This window comes from Bacillus sp. GM2, assembly GCF_056155945.1.
This window is the reverse complement of record NZ_JBRKSZ010000007.1, coordinates 1607136-1622065: the sequence shown is the minus strand read 5'-3', so window position 1 is coordinate 1622065 and position 14930 is coordinate 1607136. Positions and strand designations below refer to the sequence as shown.

At 42.7% G+C, this 14930-nt stretch carries 13 protein-coding genes; 6 read left to right on the top strand and 7 right to left on the bottom strand.

What is annotated here, in order from left to right; genetic code table 11:
* Nucleotides 1-2 precede the first annotated feature (2 nt).
* Nucleotides 3-2426, top strand: coding sequence for a DNA topoisomerase IV subunit A (gene parC / locus ACVC9U_RS09150; protein WP_075754578.1), 2424 nt, complete (start codon nt 3-5; stop codon nt 2424-2426).
* Between the two features lie 283 nt (nt 2427-2709).
* Here parC and ACVC9U_RS09145 read toward each other — a convergent pair whose 3' ends face one another.
* The gene (locus ACVC9U_RS09145) at nt 2710-3801 is read right to left on the bottom strand and encodes a GntR family transcriptional regulator (protein WP_075754580.1); all 1092 of its coding nucleotides are present in this window, start codon (nt 3799-3801) and stop codon (nt 2710-2712) included.
* A 353-nt stretch (nt 3802-4154) separates the two neighbouring features.
* Between ACVC9U_RS09145 and ACVC9U_RS09140 the strand changes: the two genes are divergently transcribed.
* From ACVC9U_RS09140 to ACVC9U_RS09125, 4 genes are all read left to right on the top strand, one after another.
* Nucleotides 4155-5762: a xylulokinase gene (locus tag ACVC9U_RS09140; protein ID WP_075754582.1), complete on the top strand. Its 1608-nt coding sequence runs from the start codon at nt 4155-4157 to the stop codon at nt 5760-5762.
* A gap of 24 nt (nt 5763-5786) precedes the next feature.
* Complete coding sequence (locus ACVC9U_RS09135; RefSeq protein WP_441390662.1) at nt 5787-6482, top strand: L-ribulose-5-phosphate 4-epimerase; 696 nt, start codon at nt 5787-5789, stop codon at nt 6480-6482.
* Nucleotides 6483-6524: 42 nt separating this feature from the next.
* Nucleotides 6525-7949 (top strand): L-arabinose isomerase, encoded by a 1425-nt coding sequence (gene araA / locus ACVC9U_RS09130; RefSeq protein WP_075754584.1) that lies wholly within the window; start codon nt 6525-6527, stop codon nt 7947-7949.
* 279 nt (nt 7950-8228) lie between these two features.
* Nucleotides 8229-9635 (top strand): sugar porter family MFS transporter, encoded by a 1407-nt coding sequence (locus tag ACVC9U_RS09125; protein WP_075754586.1) that lies wholly within the window; start codon nt 8229-8231, stop codon nt 9633-9635.
* A 217-nt stretch (nt 9636-9852) separates the two neighbouring features.
* Here the strand turns inward: ACVC9U_RS09125 and ACVC9U_RS09120 are convergent, their stop codons facing one another.
* The 3 genes from ACVC9U_RS09120 to ACVC9U_RS09110 form a co-directional block, all read right to left on the bottom strand.
* Nucleotides 9853-10635, bottom strand: a complete 783-nt coding sequence (locus ACVC9U_RS09120; protein ID WP_441390659.1) for a (S)-acetoin forming diacetyl reductase — start codon at nt 10633-10635, stop codon at nt 9853-9855.
* 309 nt (nt 10636-10944) lie between these two features.
* Nucleotides 10945-11070, bottom strand: a complete 126-nt coding sequence (locus tag ACVC9U_RS09115) for a hypothetical protein (RefSeq protein WP_020451622.1) — start codon at nt 11068-11070, stop codon at nt 10945-10947.
* A 29-nt stretch (nt 11071-11099) separates the two neighbouring features.
* On the bottom strand, nt 11100-11444 hold the full coding sequence (locus ACVC9U_RS09110; RefSeq protein WP_075754590.1) for a hypothetical protein: 345 nt from the start codon (nt 11442-11444) through the stop codon (nt 11100-11102).
* Nucleotides 11445-11772: 328 nt separating this feature from the next.
* On the opposite strand from ACVC9U_RS09110, the gene ACVC9U_RS09105 reads away from it, so the two are divergent.
* The gene (locus ACVC9U_RS09105) at nt 11773-13185 is read left to right on the top strand and encodes an alanine/glycine:cation symporter family protein (RefSeq protein ID WP_441390657.1); all 1413 of its coding nucleotides are present in this window, start codon (nt 11773-11775) and stop codon (nt 13183-13185) included.
* Between the two features lie 45 nt (nt 13186-13230).
* Here ACVC9U_RS09105 and ACVC9U_RS09100 read toward each other — a convergent pair whose 3' ends face one another.
* The 3 genes from ACVC9U_RS09100 to narJ all read right to left on the bottom strand — a co-directional run bounded on the left by ACVC9U_RS09100 (nt 13231) and on the right by narJ (nt 14913).
* On the bottom strand, nt 13231-13575 hold the full coding sequence (locus ACVC9U_RS09100) for a hypothetical protein (protein WP_020451626.1): 345 nt from the start codon (nt 13573-13575) through the stop codon (nt 13231-13233).
* 112 nt (nt 13576-13687) lie between these two features.
* On the bottom strand, nt 13688-14374 hold the full coding sequence (gene narI / locus ACVC9U_RS09095) for a respiratory nitrate reductase subunit gamma (RefSeq protein WP_105980983.1): 687 nt from the start codon (nt 14372-14374) through the stop codon (nt 13688-13690).
* A complete protein-coding gene (gene narJ, locus ACVC9U_RS09090; protein WP_020451628.1) occupies nt 14371-14913 on the bottom strand; it encodes a nitrate reductase molybdenum cofactor assembly chaperone in 543 nt (180 codons plus the stop codon). The genes narI and narJ overlap by 4 nt, the downstream gene beginning before the upstream one ends.
* Nucleotides 14914-14930: the final 17 nt, after the last annotated feature.

Below are 14930 nucleotides of genomic sequence, written 5' to 3'. Positions count from 1 at the left end.
AAATGGCACAGCCAGAGATTTATCATGATTTACCATTGGAAGACGTGATCGGCGACCGTTTCGGCCGATACAGCAAATACATTATTCAGGATCGGGCGCTCCCTGACGCCAGGGACGGCCTGAAGCCTGTTCAAAGAAGAATCCTATACGCCATGCATGCGGAAGGGAACACGCACGATAAGAATTTCCGCAAGGCCGCAAAAACGGTCGGTAATGTAATCGGGAACTATCATCCTCACGGAGACAGTTCGGTTTACGAAGCGATGGTGCGGATGAGCCAGGACTGGAAGGTTCGCAACGTGCTGGTTGAAATGCACGGTAACAACGGAAGCATCGACGGTGATCCGCCGGCTGCGATGCGTTATACAGAAGCAAGGCTCGCAGCGATCGCTTCAGAGCTTTTGCGAGATATTGACAAAGAAACGGTCGAGTTTGTGCCAAACTTTGATGATACAAGCAAGGAGCCCGTCGTCCTTCCGGCGATGTTCCCGAACCTGCTTGTCAACGGATCGACAGGGATTTCCGCCGGGTATGCGACTGACATTCCGCCGCATCATCTCGGGGAAGTGATCGATGCCGTGATAAGGCGGATTGACTCGCCGAACTGCAGTGTGGATGACCTCATGGAGCTCGTAAAAGGACCGGACTTTCCGACCGGAGGAATCATTCAGGGGAAAGAGGGCATAAAAAAAGCCTATGAAACCGGAAAAGGTAAAATCATCATCAGGGGCAAAGCCGAGATCGAAACCATCAGAGGCGGCCGCCAGCAAATTGTCATTACTGAAATCCCGTTTGAAGTCAACAAAGCGAATTTAGTGAAAAAAATGGACGAATTCAGGATTGAACGGAAGGTCGAAGGGATTTCCGAAGTCCGTGACGAGACCGACCGGACAGGACTCAGAATCGTGATTGAGCTGAAAAAAGAAGCGGATGCACAAGGCATTTTAAATTTCTTGTACAAAAACTCGGATTTGCAGATTCCGTACAACTTTAACATGGTGGCTATTCATAACAGACGACCGATGCTGATGAATCTCACATCGATTTTGGACGCTTATATCGGCCACCAAAAAGAAGTCATCACCAACCGTTCTCAGTATGAGCTGAAAAAAGCGAAGGAAAGGCATCATATCGTAGAAGGATTGATGAAGGCACTGTCCATTTTGGATGAAGTCATTGCGACGATCCGCTCCTCCAATGACAAGCGCGATGCCAAAAACAATCTGATCGAAAAGTTCGCATTTACAGAGCCGCAGGCTGAAGCGATCGTTTCATTGCAGCTATACAGGCTGACAAACACAGATATTACGGCTCTCCAGGAAGAAGCAAAAGAACTCGGCCAGAAGATCAAAGAGCTGGAAGAGATCCTTTCCAATGACAAGAAACTCTTGAAAGTGATCAAAGACAGCTTGAAAAAGGTGAAAAAAACCTATGCCGGTCAAAGGCGCTCTGTCATCGAGGAGAAAATTGAAGAAATCAAAATCAATCTTGAAGTGATGGTGGCGTCTGAAGACGTTTATGTGACCGTGACGAAAGACGGTTATATTAAACGAACGAGCCAGCGGTCTTTTGCTGCATCAAACGGCCAGGACTTCGGCATGAAAGATACCGACCGTCTGCTCTGTCAATTGGAAATGAATACGACAGACGTACTGCTCTTGTTTACAAGTAAAGGGAGCTATGTGTATTGTCCGGTTCACCAGCTTCCTGATATCAGATGGAAAGACTTGGGTCAGCACATCACGAATATCATATCGATCGACAGCGATGAATCCATCGTCAAGGCGATCCCTGTCAGAGAGTTTACCGAATCTGAATACCTGCTGTTCTTTACGAAAAACGGAATGGCGAAAAGAACTCAGCTGATGCAGTATAAAGCACAGCGCTATTCAAAAGCACTGGTCGCTCTTAACTTAAAAGGCGACGATGAAGTGGTCGATGTTCATGTAACGGACGGAACGAAAGATTTGTTTATCGCGACACATTCCGGCTACGGTCTGTGGTTCTCAGAAGATGAGGTCAGCGTCGTCGGCGCAAGGGCGGCCGGTGTCAAAGGCGTCAATTTGAAAGACGGCGACTTTGTCGCCAGCGGGCAGGTTTTAGAGGAATCGGATGTGCTTGTGCTCGTGACCCAGCGCGGATCTATTAAGCGGATGAACCGCACCGAATTTGAAAAAACGTCACGGGCGAAACGAGGGGTTCTCATGCTGAGGGAACTAAAGAAAAAACCTCACCGCATCACCGGGCTGCTCGCATGCTCATATCATGCTCAAATCACGCTTCAAACCGAAAAAGGCATCACAGAGGAGCTGCTTGTCAAAGATATCAAGCTTCATGACCGGTACAGCAACGGTTCTTTCATCATCGACGAAGATGAGGCAGGGGAAGTAACGGATGTATGGATCAGCAAACATGAACGAGAGTGAAATCGACCTCCTATCACCACATGCCCATCAAGAATAGAGCCATTCTGCAAGATAACGAAGAGTGCTGCAGAAAAAAGCATGCCAGATAAACCTTAAACAGGTTCATTTGTAAACACTAGGCTACTTTCTTGTGATACAAGCTTTTTCCCGTATCGGTGAGATTTTCGCTTTCTTTTTGGAGTAAGCGTCAAATACATGAAAGTTCTCTGCTGCTTAATTGATAACAGAGTAAAACAACCCAGCCCGTGTTCACGCCTTTAGTGAACATGGACTGGGTTTTCCTTTATTGTATTTCTAACTCTTTTATGGTTTCACCTTCAATTAACACAGGCTGATAGTAGGTTTCGTTTGGTAAATCCTTCTTTCCCTGCAATTTCTTGATGACCCAATCAGCTGCATCGTGTCCCATTTGTTCTTGAGGATGTGTCAATGTTGTTAGTTTGATATTCGCATTTTTGGCAATATACGAATTGTCCTGACCAATAATTGACAATTTGTCCGGGACAGAAATATTAAGTTGTCTGCATACATTTGCTACTTCCAACCCTACTTCGTCGTTATAGCAAACAATTGCAGTCAACACGTCTCTCTTTTCATTTAGAAACTTCTTCAGGTTTGTGTATAGATCCAGCTTCGTCTCTGTATTGTACGAAAGCACATGCTCTGGTTGAAATCGTAATTTGGCTTCACCAAGCGCTTTTATATACCCCTTCATTCGATACTTTCCTTGTAAATCATCCATTTTTGAAATGAGACCAATTTGTGTATGTCCTTTTGATATTAATTCTTTTGTTGCGAGATAGCTTGACTGCACATCATCGAGACAAAGAAAAGGAACATCTAATTCTTCATAATAAGCATTGATCATGATGAAAGGAATATCCTGTTCCTTAAACGATAAATAGTAAGCAATATTAGGATTGTATAGATTACTTTTCGTAGGTTCAACAATTAAACCATCTACGCCAAATGACAACATCATTTCCAAAGCTTTTTTTTCTTGTTCGACATCATTATTTGTACTAGCTAATAGTAACGAATAATTAGCCTCATTCAATCTCCCTTCAATTCCGCGAATAATTGAGGGGAAAATGTAATCTGAAATGTAGGTTGTAATTACACCGATTATTTTATTATTGGAATTCCCTCCAGGTTTTGATTGATACTGGTTACTTACATAAGTGCCAGACCCTTTTTCACTTCTTAAAAACCCCTCGTTCGCCAGCTCTAAAATGGCCTTTCGAACAGTGTGCCGGCTGACTTTGTACTCTTCTTGTATGGCGGATTCAGTAGGAATTTGTTCCCCTACCCTGTAAACTCCTGAAAGGATTTTACTTTTTATATCATTAATGATGACCTTATACTTTGGTTTCATTTCACTCACTTCTTTCATAGTTGTTCGCATTCTAATTTTTTTTAATTGAATGATTTGTGTGGACATATTTTATCATGGCTTTCAATGAATGAAAAGATTTCGCCTTATTTTCGTGAAAATGAACAAGTAATTATAATTTTTTTCTTTAGATTTTATGTTATACAAATACCTTTTATTATAAGCATTTAAGAGAAAACGGACAGAAATATCGTTGTGATATTTATATGAACATATTATATTCTAGATTGACAAATGTACGTACAAAAAATATACTAAGTCTGTAATTAAGTTAAGCGAAAAGGGGAATGCCTTCTTTCGAATAATATTGAAATCGCTATCAGAGGGGGGATAACGTGAAAGCGAATCAAGTAAACATCAAGCAGGCGATAACTGAGGGAGAAACATCACTTGGAATTGAATTTGGATCCACACGTATTAAAGCAGTGTTGATTGATAGCAGTTTTGAAACAATCGCATCTGGAAGCTATGAGTGGGAAAACCGCTTGGAAGATGGATTTTGGACGTACAACTTAGTGGATATTATCACCGGATTGCAAACAGCTTATAGTGAAATGAAGAATGAAGTTGAACGAAATTATGGCATCACCATTCGCAAAATCGGTTCTATCGGATTTTCTGCCATGATGCATGGATATATGGCTTTTGACAACACAGGGGAGCTGCTTGTTCCGTTTCGAACTTGGCGTAACTCAACAACCAGTGCTGCAGCAAAAGAATTAACTGATCAATTTCAATTCAATATCCCTGAACGGTGGAGTATTGCTCATTTATATCAAGCGATATTAAATGAAGAGAAGCATTTGCCTCGCATTGATTATATCACCACTTTAGCTGGGTACATTCACTGGTTGCTGACTGGCAATAAAGCAATTGGCATTGGAGATGCTTCGGGCATGTTCCCAATTGATGAATCAACGCAAAATTACAATGAATCGATGGTCAAGCAATTTGATGAACTGATTTCGAACAAAGGCTATCCTTGGAGGATAAAGGATATTCTTCCTAAAGTTTATATTTCAGGCGAGCAAGCTGGCGAATTAACCGAAATTGGCGCGAAAATTCTGGATCAATCAAAAAATTTACAACCAGGCATTCCGATTTGTCCGCCGGAAGGCGATGCTGGAACAGGAATGGTTGCTACGAATAGTGTGAGGAAACGCACTGGAAACATCTCAGTAGGAACTTCAGTTTTTGCCATGATTGTATTAGAGAAAGAACTTTCAAAAGTATATCCAGAAATTGATTTGGTAACAACGCCAAACGGCAGTCCGGTTGGAATGGTTCATGCGAATAACTGCTCAAGCGATATTAATGCTTGGCTAGGGTTGTTTCGTGAATTTTTTGAGGCAATGGGACAAAAGGTTGAAATGAATAAATTATTCGAAGTGATGTTGAATAAAGCATTGGAAGCTGACTCAGACGGCGGCGGCTTACTAAGCTACGGTTATTTCTCCGGTGAAAATATTACAGGACTAGAAAAAGGCCGGCCATTATTTGTCCGCTCACCAGAGAGTCGTTTCGATTTAGCAAACTTCATGCGGACACACCTTTTTGCAGCTTTTGCAGCTTTGAAAATCGGAATGGATATTTTGACCAAAGAGGAAAATATTGAAATTGATAGCATTTTAGCTCACGGCGGTTTATTCAAAACCCCACTTGTCGGACAAAAAATTGTTGCAGCTGCAATGAATGCGCCAGTATCAGTTATGGCAACAGCCGGAGAAGGCGGTGCGTGGGGGATGGCTATTCTTGCTTCTTACATGATGAACAAAGATCAAGAAGAAAGCTTAGAAGACTTCCTCGACAAAAAAGTCTTTGAAGAGGATGCCGGGCAAGAAATTTACCCTGATCAATTAGATGTTGAAGGATTTGAAACATTTATCGAACGGTACAAAAAAGGTTTAATGATTGAGCAGGCCGCTGTGGATCATTTGATTTAATGAGTGGAAAGTGGAGGGGTTGACGTGCTAGAACAACTGAAAGAAGAAGTGTTACAAGCAAATTTGGACTTGCCTAAATATGGACTCGTGAAATACACATGGGGAAATGCAAGTGCCATCGATCGTGAAACTGGTTTATTCGTTATCAAACCTAGTGGTGTTGATTATGAAACAATGAAAGCTAGTGATATGGTAGTTGTTGATTTAGATGGCCATGTTGTTGAAGGAGAGCTGAGGCCTTCATCAGATACAGCGACTCACGCGGTACTTTATAACCATTACCCTGAAATTGGAGGAATTGTACACACTCATTCAACTTGGGCGACAATCTGGGCTCAAGCAGGCCTTGATGTTCCGGCGATGGGGACCACTCATGCAGACACATTCTATGGTTCCGTGCCATGTGCCCGTTACTTGACACAAGAGGAGGTTGATCGAGGTTACGAAGTAGAAACAGGTCATGTCATTATCGAAACATTTGAAGAGCGCGGGTTAGATATTTTAGCTGTCCCTAGTGTCTTACTACATGGTCATGGTCCATTTACTTGGGGCAAAGATGTAAAATCAGCAGTATTGAATAGTGTGGTGTTGGACGAAGTCGCGAAAATGAATTTATTCACACGAGAATTAAATCATTTTGCAAAAGAATTACCACAATGTATTTTAGATAAACATTATTTACGAAAACACGGTGAAAATGCTTATTATGGTCAAAAGTAAATCAATTCTATCAAACTATTAATTTAAGAAAAGAGGGTTATGATGTTAACAACAGGAAAAAAAGAATTTTGGTTTGTCGTAGGTTCACAACATCTTTATGGGGAAGAAGCGCTGGAAGAAGTCAGAGCGCACGCGCAAGCCGTGACTGATGCATTAAATGAAAGCGCTGTATTGCCATACCCGCTTGTATTGCAAGATTTAGCTGTTAGTGCAGATAAAATCACAAGCATCATGAAAGAAGTGAACTATCGTGACGAAGTTGCCGGTGTTATCACTTGGATGCATACTTTTTCACCTGCGAAAATGTGGATTCGCGGAACAAAATTATTACAAAAACCGCTACTTCATTTAGCGACACAATTTAATGAAAGTATCCCATGGACAACGATTGACATGGACTTTATGAACCTAAACCAATCTGCTCATGGGGACCGTGAATATGGTTTTATCAATGCCCGTTTGAAAAAACAAAATAAAGTTGTCGTAGGTTATTGGGAGCGTCCTGAAGTGCAACAGCAAATTGCGGAATGGATGGACGTAGCGGTTGCTTATAACGAAAGCTTCAACATCAAGGTCGCTCGATTTGGTGACAACATGCGTAACGTTGCTGTTACTGAAGGGGATAAGGTTGAAGCGCAAATTCAATTTGGCTGGACAGTTGATTACTTTGGCATTGGTGATCTTGTTCAATACGTGAATGCGGTTACAGATGAAGAAATTAATCATTTGTTTGCTGAATATGCAGACCTTTATGAATTTGATTATGGTACTTACAGTCAGGAAGATTGGGAGAAGAGCGTAAAAGTACAAGCAAGCTATGAAATCGCTATTAAACGCTTCCTGGATGATGGTGGTTATAATGCCTTCACAACTAACTTTGAAGATTTATATGGGATGAAACAACTTCCGGGTCTTGCCGTCCAACGTTTGATGGCCCAAGGATATGGCTTTGCTGGTGAAGGAGATTGGAAAACTGCAGCGCTCGATCGCTTACTCAAAGTGATGAGCCGTAACCAATCAACCGGCTTTATGGAAGATTACACATATGAATTAGCTGCCGGGCAAGAATCAATTCTTCAATCACATATGCTTGAAGTTGACCCATCTTTAGCAAGCAACAAACCGAAAATTATCGTATCCCCATTAGGTATTGGTGATCGTGAAGACCCAGCACGCTTAGTGTTCGACGGAAAAGCAGGAGATGGTGTGGTTGTTTCAATGGCAGACTTTGGTACGCATTACAAACTGTTGATTAACGAAGTTTCTGCGTTTGAACCAACTGTTCCGGCACCAAACCTTCCAGTGGCACGGGTGCTTTGGGAAGTGAAGCCTAACTTCCAGGATGGAGTGAAAGCGTGGCTTGAGAATGGCGGCGGTCACCATACAGTTGTTTCGTTGAATGTAACAACAGACCAAATGATCACTTATGCAAAGCTGGTTGACCTGGAATATGTGGTTATTAAGTAATGCCTCTAACCTCCGAGGAGGTTCTGCTTCCTTGGAGGTGAAAATTAGGGATATCAGATATCAAAATATTCATGATTTTGTAAGCGTTATCGTGATATTCCGAAAAAATGAAAGCGTTTAATAATAGGCGAATAAAACCATGAGGTTTAGTGAGACATCCCACCTATATCCTAGATGTATTTGCAGTTTGAAAACACTTTTATGAGTTCTTAAAAAGCCATCGATAATTTTGGTGGCTGGATTACACAATATCATTTCAACCTTGAGGAGGGAACTTTAATGGTTAATGAAAAGAAAATCTCAAGTGGCTTCATTTATTTTTTCGGAGCTTTTGCCGGCATTCTTTTCGGTTATGATATCGGCGTTATGACAGGTGCTTTGCCTTTTCTGCAACATGATTGGAACCTTCAAGACAACGCCGGGGTTATTGGCTGGATTACCTCTTCGGTCATGTTAGGCGCTATTTTTGGAGGCGCCCTGGCCGGACAACTTTCTGATCGTTTGGGACGGCGCAAAATGATTTTAATTTCTGCTGTCATTTTTGTTGTTGGATCCATTTTGTCAGGAATAGCACCTCATAATGGGGTCCTGTTTTTGATTGTTTCTCGGGTTTTATTGGGATTGGCCGTTGGTGCTGCTTCTGCATTGGTCCCGGCCTATATGTCGGAAATGGCGCCTGCACGTTTACGCGGACGGCTGTCAGGAATTAATCAAACCATGATTTGTTCTGGAATGTTGCTTTCTTACATTGTTGATTTTCTATTGAAAGATTTGCCGGAAACAATGGCATGGCGGTTGATGCTTGGTTTGGCTGCCGTACCTGCTTTGATCTTATATGTTGGAATGTTAAAGTTACCCGAATCACCTCGTTTTTTAATCAAGAACAATAAACTTGATGAAGCTCGCAAGGTGTTGAGCTATATTCGCTCTAACAAAGGAGAGATTGATTCTGAAATAGCACAAATTCAAGAAACTGCCAGAGAGGAAATAAAGGCAAATCAAAAAGCATCATGGGCTACACTCTTAAGTAATAAATATCGTTTTTTATTAATTGCCGGTGTGGGTGTTGCCGCCTTTCAACAATTCCAGGGTGCAAACGCAATTTTTTATTACATTCCTTTGATTGTAGAAAAAGCAACAGGGAATGCAGCAAGTTCAGCGTTGATGTGGCCGATTATTCAAGGCGTTATTCTCGTGCTAGGTTCATTACTATTCATCATGATTGCTGATAAATTTAATCGCCGCACTTTATTAACAGTAGGCGGAACCATTATGGGGCTGTCCTTTATTTTGCCGGCAATCTTGAATATATTAATCCCTAATGCAAATCCGATGATGATGGTTGTCTTTTTAAGTATCTATGTAGCACTTTATTCATTCACATGGGCTCCTTTAACTTGGGTCATCGTTGGAGAAATTTTCCCTCTGGTCATTCGCGGGCGTGCGTCTGGATTAGCTTCATCATTTAACTGGATTGGCTCTTTCTTGGTTGGATTGCTATTTCCTATTATGACCGCTTCGATGTCTCAAGAAGCTGTGTTTGCAATCTTCGGTGTTATTTGTTTACTTGGAGTTGTATTTATCCGGACACGCGTCCCTGAAACTCGAGGTCGCAGTTTAGAGGAAATCGAAAAAAATGGAGGAAATAAACAAATTGGCGGAAAAAGCGCGCAAATAAACCTATGAGGTTTGGAGCGGAATAGAAAGGAGTTATCTTGGTTGCCGCTTATCGCAGGGGAAATCTGTGCGCAGTAGTGCAACAGGGGTTTCAAAGGGAAGACGCTCTTTGGTCAAAATTTTTAAACGGGGCGCGGTTGGACGAACTGTGACCATATCAGCTCTAGCTTGTTATTCAATATGGAGGCGGATAGCTCCGCCCTCCATATTGAATATGATTATAAAATTAATTAAATACCATTCCGCCATCAATGATAAGAGACTGGCCGGTCATATAATCTGAGTCCGGCCCTGCAAGGTAAGAAACGCATGCTGCTACATCTTCCGGCTCTGATAAGCGTTTTAAGGCAATATTTTTAGCGAATTGTTCCATTCCCCATTCAAATGGCTTGCCTGCTTCATCAGCGGTTTGCTGTGCAATCCCCATCATCATGGGAGTTTTAACGATACCCGGACAAAAGGCGTTAACAGTAATGCCTAATTCAGCCAGATCTTTTGCCGCCGTTTGCGTAATCCCGCGAACAGCGAACTTTGTTCCGCCGTAAACTGCCAAGCCCGGGTTGCCGACTTGACCGGCTTGAGAAGAAGCATTAATGATTTTCCCGCCGTGTCCAAGTTCTTTAAAGGCTTTTACAGCTGCTTGTATTCCCCAATAAGTACCGCCGACGTTAACATCATAGACTTTCCGATAATCTTCATATGTAATGCTTTCAATAGGTGTGGTTGGTCCAAGACCTGCATTATTGATCACCACATCAAGACCGCCGAGGCGTTTAACCGTTTCATCGACTGCTTTAAAAACATCGTCACGATCAGCAACATCCACTTTAACTGCAATTGCCTTACCGTTATGCTGGTTAATGTCCTCAGCAACTTGTGTTGCAGTTTCTACATTATAATCGGCAACTGCAACAGCGAACCCATCCTCCGCCAAGCGTTTGCAGATTGCTCCGCCAATTCCTTGGCCTCCGCCAGTAACAAAAGCAATTTTTCCGGATACTTTACTCATATGAACATCTTCTTTCTATAAGTAATTGGTATTTAATTGGTACAGAAACATTATATCTTATATTTGTAGATTTGAAATAAAATCCCGGGAGTTGTTGAAAAAATGTTTAAAATTTTTCGAAAAAATTTAATTGTTTTTGAAGAAGGTGGAAAAGATGTATTTAAGTAGATTGTTCTGCTTTAAAGCCTTACTGCAATCGCAAGACGAAGGAAGACCAAATGAAAAGGCATGAATCCGTGCAATCCGGATTCATGCCAATCAAACTGCTTCATGAAATTTTATTGTCCAGCTTTTCAGATCGCTTCAAATTCAGCTGTCCTGGCGATTGAAAAGATCGGTAATCGCGTGCATGAATTCAATTCCTTGAAAAACAAACAAATTGATTGCTGCCAATGAAAATAGTCCAATAATCACTGTTCTTATGATAAATAACATGTTAAAACCTCCCGTTTTTTTTCGTATGGTTATGGTTTTAAAACATGCGCTTTATCGAAATAAGAAGAGTGATAGAACACTGCGAGCATAAATGCCTTCAGATGCTCTTTCCGCCTGTTCATCATGAACGCCTGGCCAGAAGCCGCAGCTAAGATTAAGAGAAGGATGGATTCAGCTCCGAAGCCGAGTGAATTCCACAATGATTTCGCCTTTTCTTCACCATATTTGCCGGCTGTCAGCTCATGGAGTTCATCTCCTGAAACAGCAGCTTTTTGCGTATGGTGATTTGCCGGCATCTGGGGCATTGAGAACGAATGAAGGCTCGCAATGACTAAAAAGAATATGGACAGTTGGAGAAACAATGTCTTTTTCATTTGATCTCATCCCCTTAGTATCTCATCATCTTAGCATATTTTGTGTTATAAGAAAAGATGATTATTTTGTGACAGTTAGCAAATATTTATTGACAACATGAGATTTTTCGCAGCGCATTTGGAATGAAAGCGCATTTTTATATATGAATAAAGATAATACTCTGCTATAATGAGCATTGGGACTAAAGTAATAATGATGTTAACAGCCTTTATGTTTAAAAAACAGAAAATTCTATCTAGTTTTTCTTGTGTCATTATTATGATATAATCCTATCATGTTAGAAAACTTAACATCAAAACAAAATTCGTTTGTTTTCAGGAGGGTGCTATGGAAGAAATTTTAAGCGAAATCATCAATGTCCCGAGCGGTTTTATTTGGACTTATTTAGTCTATATATTAATAGGAATAGGCCTGTTCTTTACTTTTAAATTGAAATTCGTTCAATTCCGCTATTTCTTCGAGATGTTTCGTATCGTCGGACAAAAGGAGGAGAAAGGAAAAGGCGTCTCGTCTTTGCAGGCTTTCTTTATTTCCGCCGCTTCGCGTGTCGGCACGGGGAACCTGACCGGTGTCGCGCTTGCTGTTGCAACAGGAGGACCGGGGGCGGTCTTTTGGATGTGGGTTGTCGCGCTTGTCGGTATGGCTTCCAGCTTTGTGGAGAGTACGCTGGCTCAAGTCTACAAAGTCAAAGACGGCGATCATTTCAGAGGGGGTCCTGCTTATTACATGGAAAAAGCGCTGGGCGCCAGATGGATGGGCATTATCTTTGCCGTTTTGATTACGATTACATTCGGCTTGATTTTTAATGCAGTTCAAGCCAACACGATCGTCGGTTCGATGCAAGGGGCTTTCAACCTGGATAAAACAGCGGTCGGCATCGTCCTTGCTGCGATCACCGCTTTTATCATTTTCGGGGGTTTGAAACGCGTCGTGACAGTTACGCAGTTGATCGTTCCGGTTATGGCGGTCATTTATCTTGGACTTGCTTTATTTGTCGTGCTGACGAATATTTCTCAAATACCGGCCGTTTTCGCGATGATTGTGAAAGATGCTTTCGGGATCGAGCAGATTGCAGGGGGTACGCTCGGCAGCATCATTATTATCGGTGCGAAGCGCGGCTTGTTTTCAAACGAAGCCGGAATGGGAAGCGCGCCGAACGCAGCGGCGACTGCCAATGTCTCTCACCCGGCGAAGCAAGGTTTTATCCAAACGCTTGGCGTATTCTTTGATACGATGGTTATCTGCAGTGCGACAGCCTTTATGATTCTGCTGTTCAATCTGACGCCGGGCAAAGAGCTTGACGGCATTCAAATTACACAAGCAGCCATGCAGCATCATGTCGGAAGCTGGGCGCCTGCGTTTGTCGCAGTGGCGATTTTCCTGTTCGCTTTCAGCTCAATCGTCGGAAACTACTATTATGGTGAGACGAATATTGAATTTATTAAAAAGAGCAAGACGACGCTTGCCGTTTACCGTACAGCTGTTGTCGCAATGGTCATCTTCGGATCTGTATCCGGTTTTCAGCTTGTGTGGGACATGGCGGATTTATTTATGGGATTAATGGCGATCATTAACCTGATTGCGATTCTGCTTCTTTCCGGAATTGCCGCGAAAGTGCTGAAAGACTATACTGATCAGCGTAAAACAGGGAAGAACCCTGTCTTTAAGGCAAGCTCGATTCCAGGTCTGAAAAACACAGAGGCTTGGGAAGACGAGAAGGAAACATTGCAATCGAAATAAACAATATGAAAAAAGGCGTCCTTGGGGCGCCTTTTTCTTGTTTTTTTACTGACAGCTGAATGAGGTAATCTCGTTCAAGTCAATACCGAAGTAAACCCAGCGGAATTGACGCGGTCTCCAGCGGTAGCCCGCAATCGAATAACGTCCGACGAAAACCGGGTAGAACCAAAAGCGGCTGCCGTTTCTTAAGCGGATGAATGTATATTTGAACAGGCATCTTCTGATTCCGCCGGGATCAACGGCAAATACCGAAGGGCCGGTGTCTTGCGGAAATTGGCTCGGCGGCGGGGGGAGAAACTGCTGTTGCTGCTGTCCTCCAACTCCTGGAGGCGGACCCGGCGGAAATTGCTGGCGATACGGATCATATAGTGAAGGATCGTATGGATACAATAAAAACGCTCCTTTCTGATGGTTTGCTTTATCGTATGATTGATAGGGAATAAGGGTAGCTTGCCTATAGAGAAAAAAATCCCTAAAGCCGTTTTGGCTTTAGGGAAAATGTTTAAATGCTTTTGCGGGGCGCCCGTTTTCGGTAAACAACATAGCTTCTTGTCAAATATTTTAGCGGCATGCTGAATACGTGGACGAGCCGAGTAAACGGCCAGACGATGAAAATGACGTAGCCCATCATAATATGAAGCTTAAACCAGAGGGGCACGTTCGCCATAAGTCCGGCATCAGGCTTGAATAAGAAAATGTTGCGAAACCACGGGCTGATTGTTGTCCGATAGTCGAATCCTTTTGAATCGATGTTCAAGAAGGTTGCCGCAAGCCCAGTCGTCATGACGAATAACAAAGCGACCAGCGTGATGAAATCACCGGCAGAGCTCGTTTTTCGAATTCGTTTGTCCGTGAATCTGCGGTAGGTCAATATGATAAGTCCTGACAGCGCGGCGATGCCCGCTGGCAGTCCGAAACCGATCGCGATTTTATGGTACATATGCTCTGATACGCCGAGCGCTTGATAAAGGCTTTCCGGAATTAAAATTCCCATCACATGCCCGCCGATGACAAAAAAGATTCCCCAGTGAAAAAGGCTGCTGCCAAGCGCCAATTTTTTCTTTTCGAGCATTTCGCTTGATTTGGCCGTCCAGCCAAACTGATCATGTTGATAGCGGTATATATGCCCTCCGATAAAAATGGTGATGACGATATAGGGGAGGATGACCCACAGGATTTGTTCGATCATGGCTGTACATTCCTTTCAACACCAATTTCCTCTAAAATCATCATTAATCCGTCTAATAACGGCGTATAGATGCTTTCATTCTCTGAAAGCTGCAATCTTAATTCTTCCAGGTTCGCTGCGTATTTTTGGAATACAGCCGCAGCTTTTTCATGATCGGCGACTGCAGCAAATTCAAGCATGAGCGGCAGATAATCCGGCAGCTCTTTGTCTGTCGGCTGAAAACCGGACTGCTGATACAGATCTTTCAGCTGCAGCAATTCAATTCCGCGCTCCCTTTGTTCACCGGAGTTGAAATAGGTGACATAAAGGTTCGTTTTTTTGCCGAAATCAAACGTATATACGTACGTTTCGATCAATTCCTCAGACGAATAGGAAGCCGCGCTTTCCAAAAAGGCAAGCAGATGCCCTTTCAGCGCTTCATGTTCGATTTCGCCGATGATCTGCTGCCATTCGGAACGTTCTTTTCTCCACTCTTCATCAGGGTAGGAGAGGAGGTGAGAAAGAGCGGCAAAAACGGTTTGTTTGTCTGTTCCATTCATGAAGCTTCCCTCCAGTG

Bases quoted from the DNA above. Each gene is read 5' to 3' on its own strand.
- araA (WP_075754584.1), top strand. From the start codon at position 6,525: ATGTTAACAACAGGAAAAAAAGAATTTTGGTTTGTCGTAGGTTCACAA.
- ACVC9U_RS09110 (WP_075754590.1), bottom strand. From the start codon at position 11,444: ATGAAAAAGACATTGTTTCTCCAACTGTCCATATTCTTTTTAGTCATT.
- ACVC9U_RS09125 (WP_075754586.1), top strand. From the start codon at position 8,229: ATGGTTAATGAAAAGAAAATCTCAAGTGGCTTCATTTATTTTTTCGGA.
- narI (WP_105980983.1), bottom strand. From the start codon at position 14,374: ATGATCGAACAAATCCTGTGGGTCATCCTCCCCTATATCGTCATCACC.
- ACVC9U_RS09105 (WP_441390657.1), top strand. From the start codon at position 11,773: ATGGAAGAAATTTTAAGCGAAATCATCAATGTCCCGAGCGGTTTTATT.
- narJ (WP_020451628.1), bottom strand. From the start codon at position 14,913: ATGAATGGAACAGACAAACAAACCGTTTTTGCCGCTCTTTCTCACCTC.
- ACVC9U_RS09145 (WP_075754580.1), bottom strand. From the start codon at position 3,801: ATGAAACCAAAGTATAAGGTCATCATTAATGATATAAAAAGTAAAATC.
- ACVC9U_RS09115 (WP_020451622.1), bottom strand. From the start codon at position 11,070: ATGTTATTTATCATAAGAACAGTGATTATTGGACTATTTTCATTGGCA.
- ACVC9U_RS09120 (WP_441390659.1), bottom strand. From the start codon at position 10,635: ATGAGTAAAGTATCCGGAAAAATTGCTTTTGTTACTGGCGGAGGCCAA.
- parC (WP_075754578.1), top strand. From the start codon at position 3: ATGGCACAGCCAGAGATTTATCATGATTTACCATTGGAAGACGTGATC.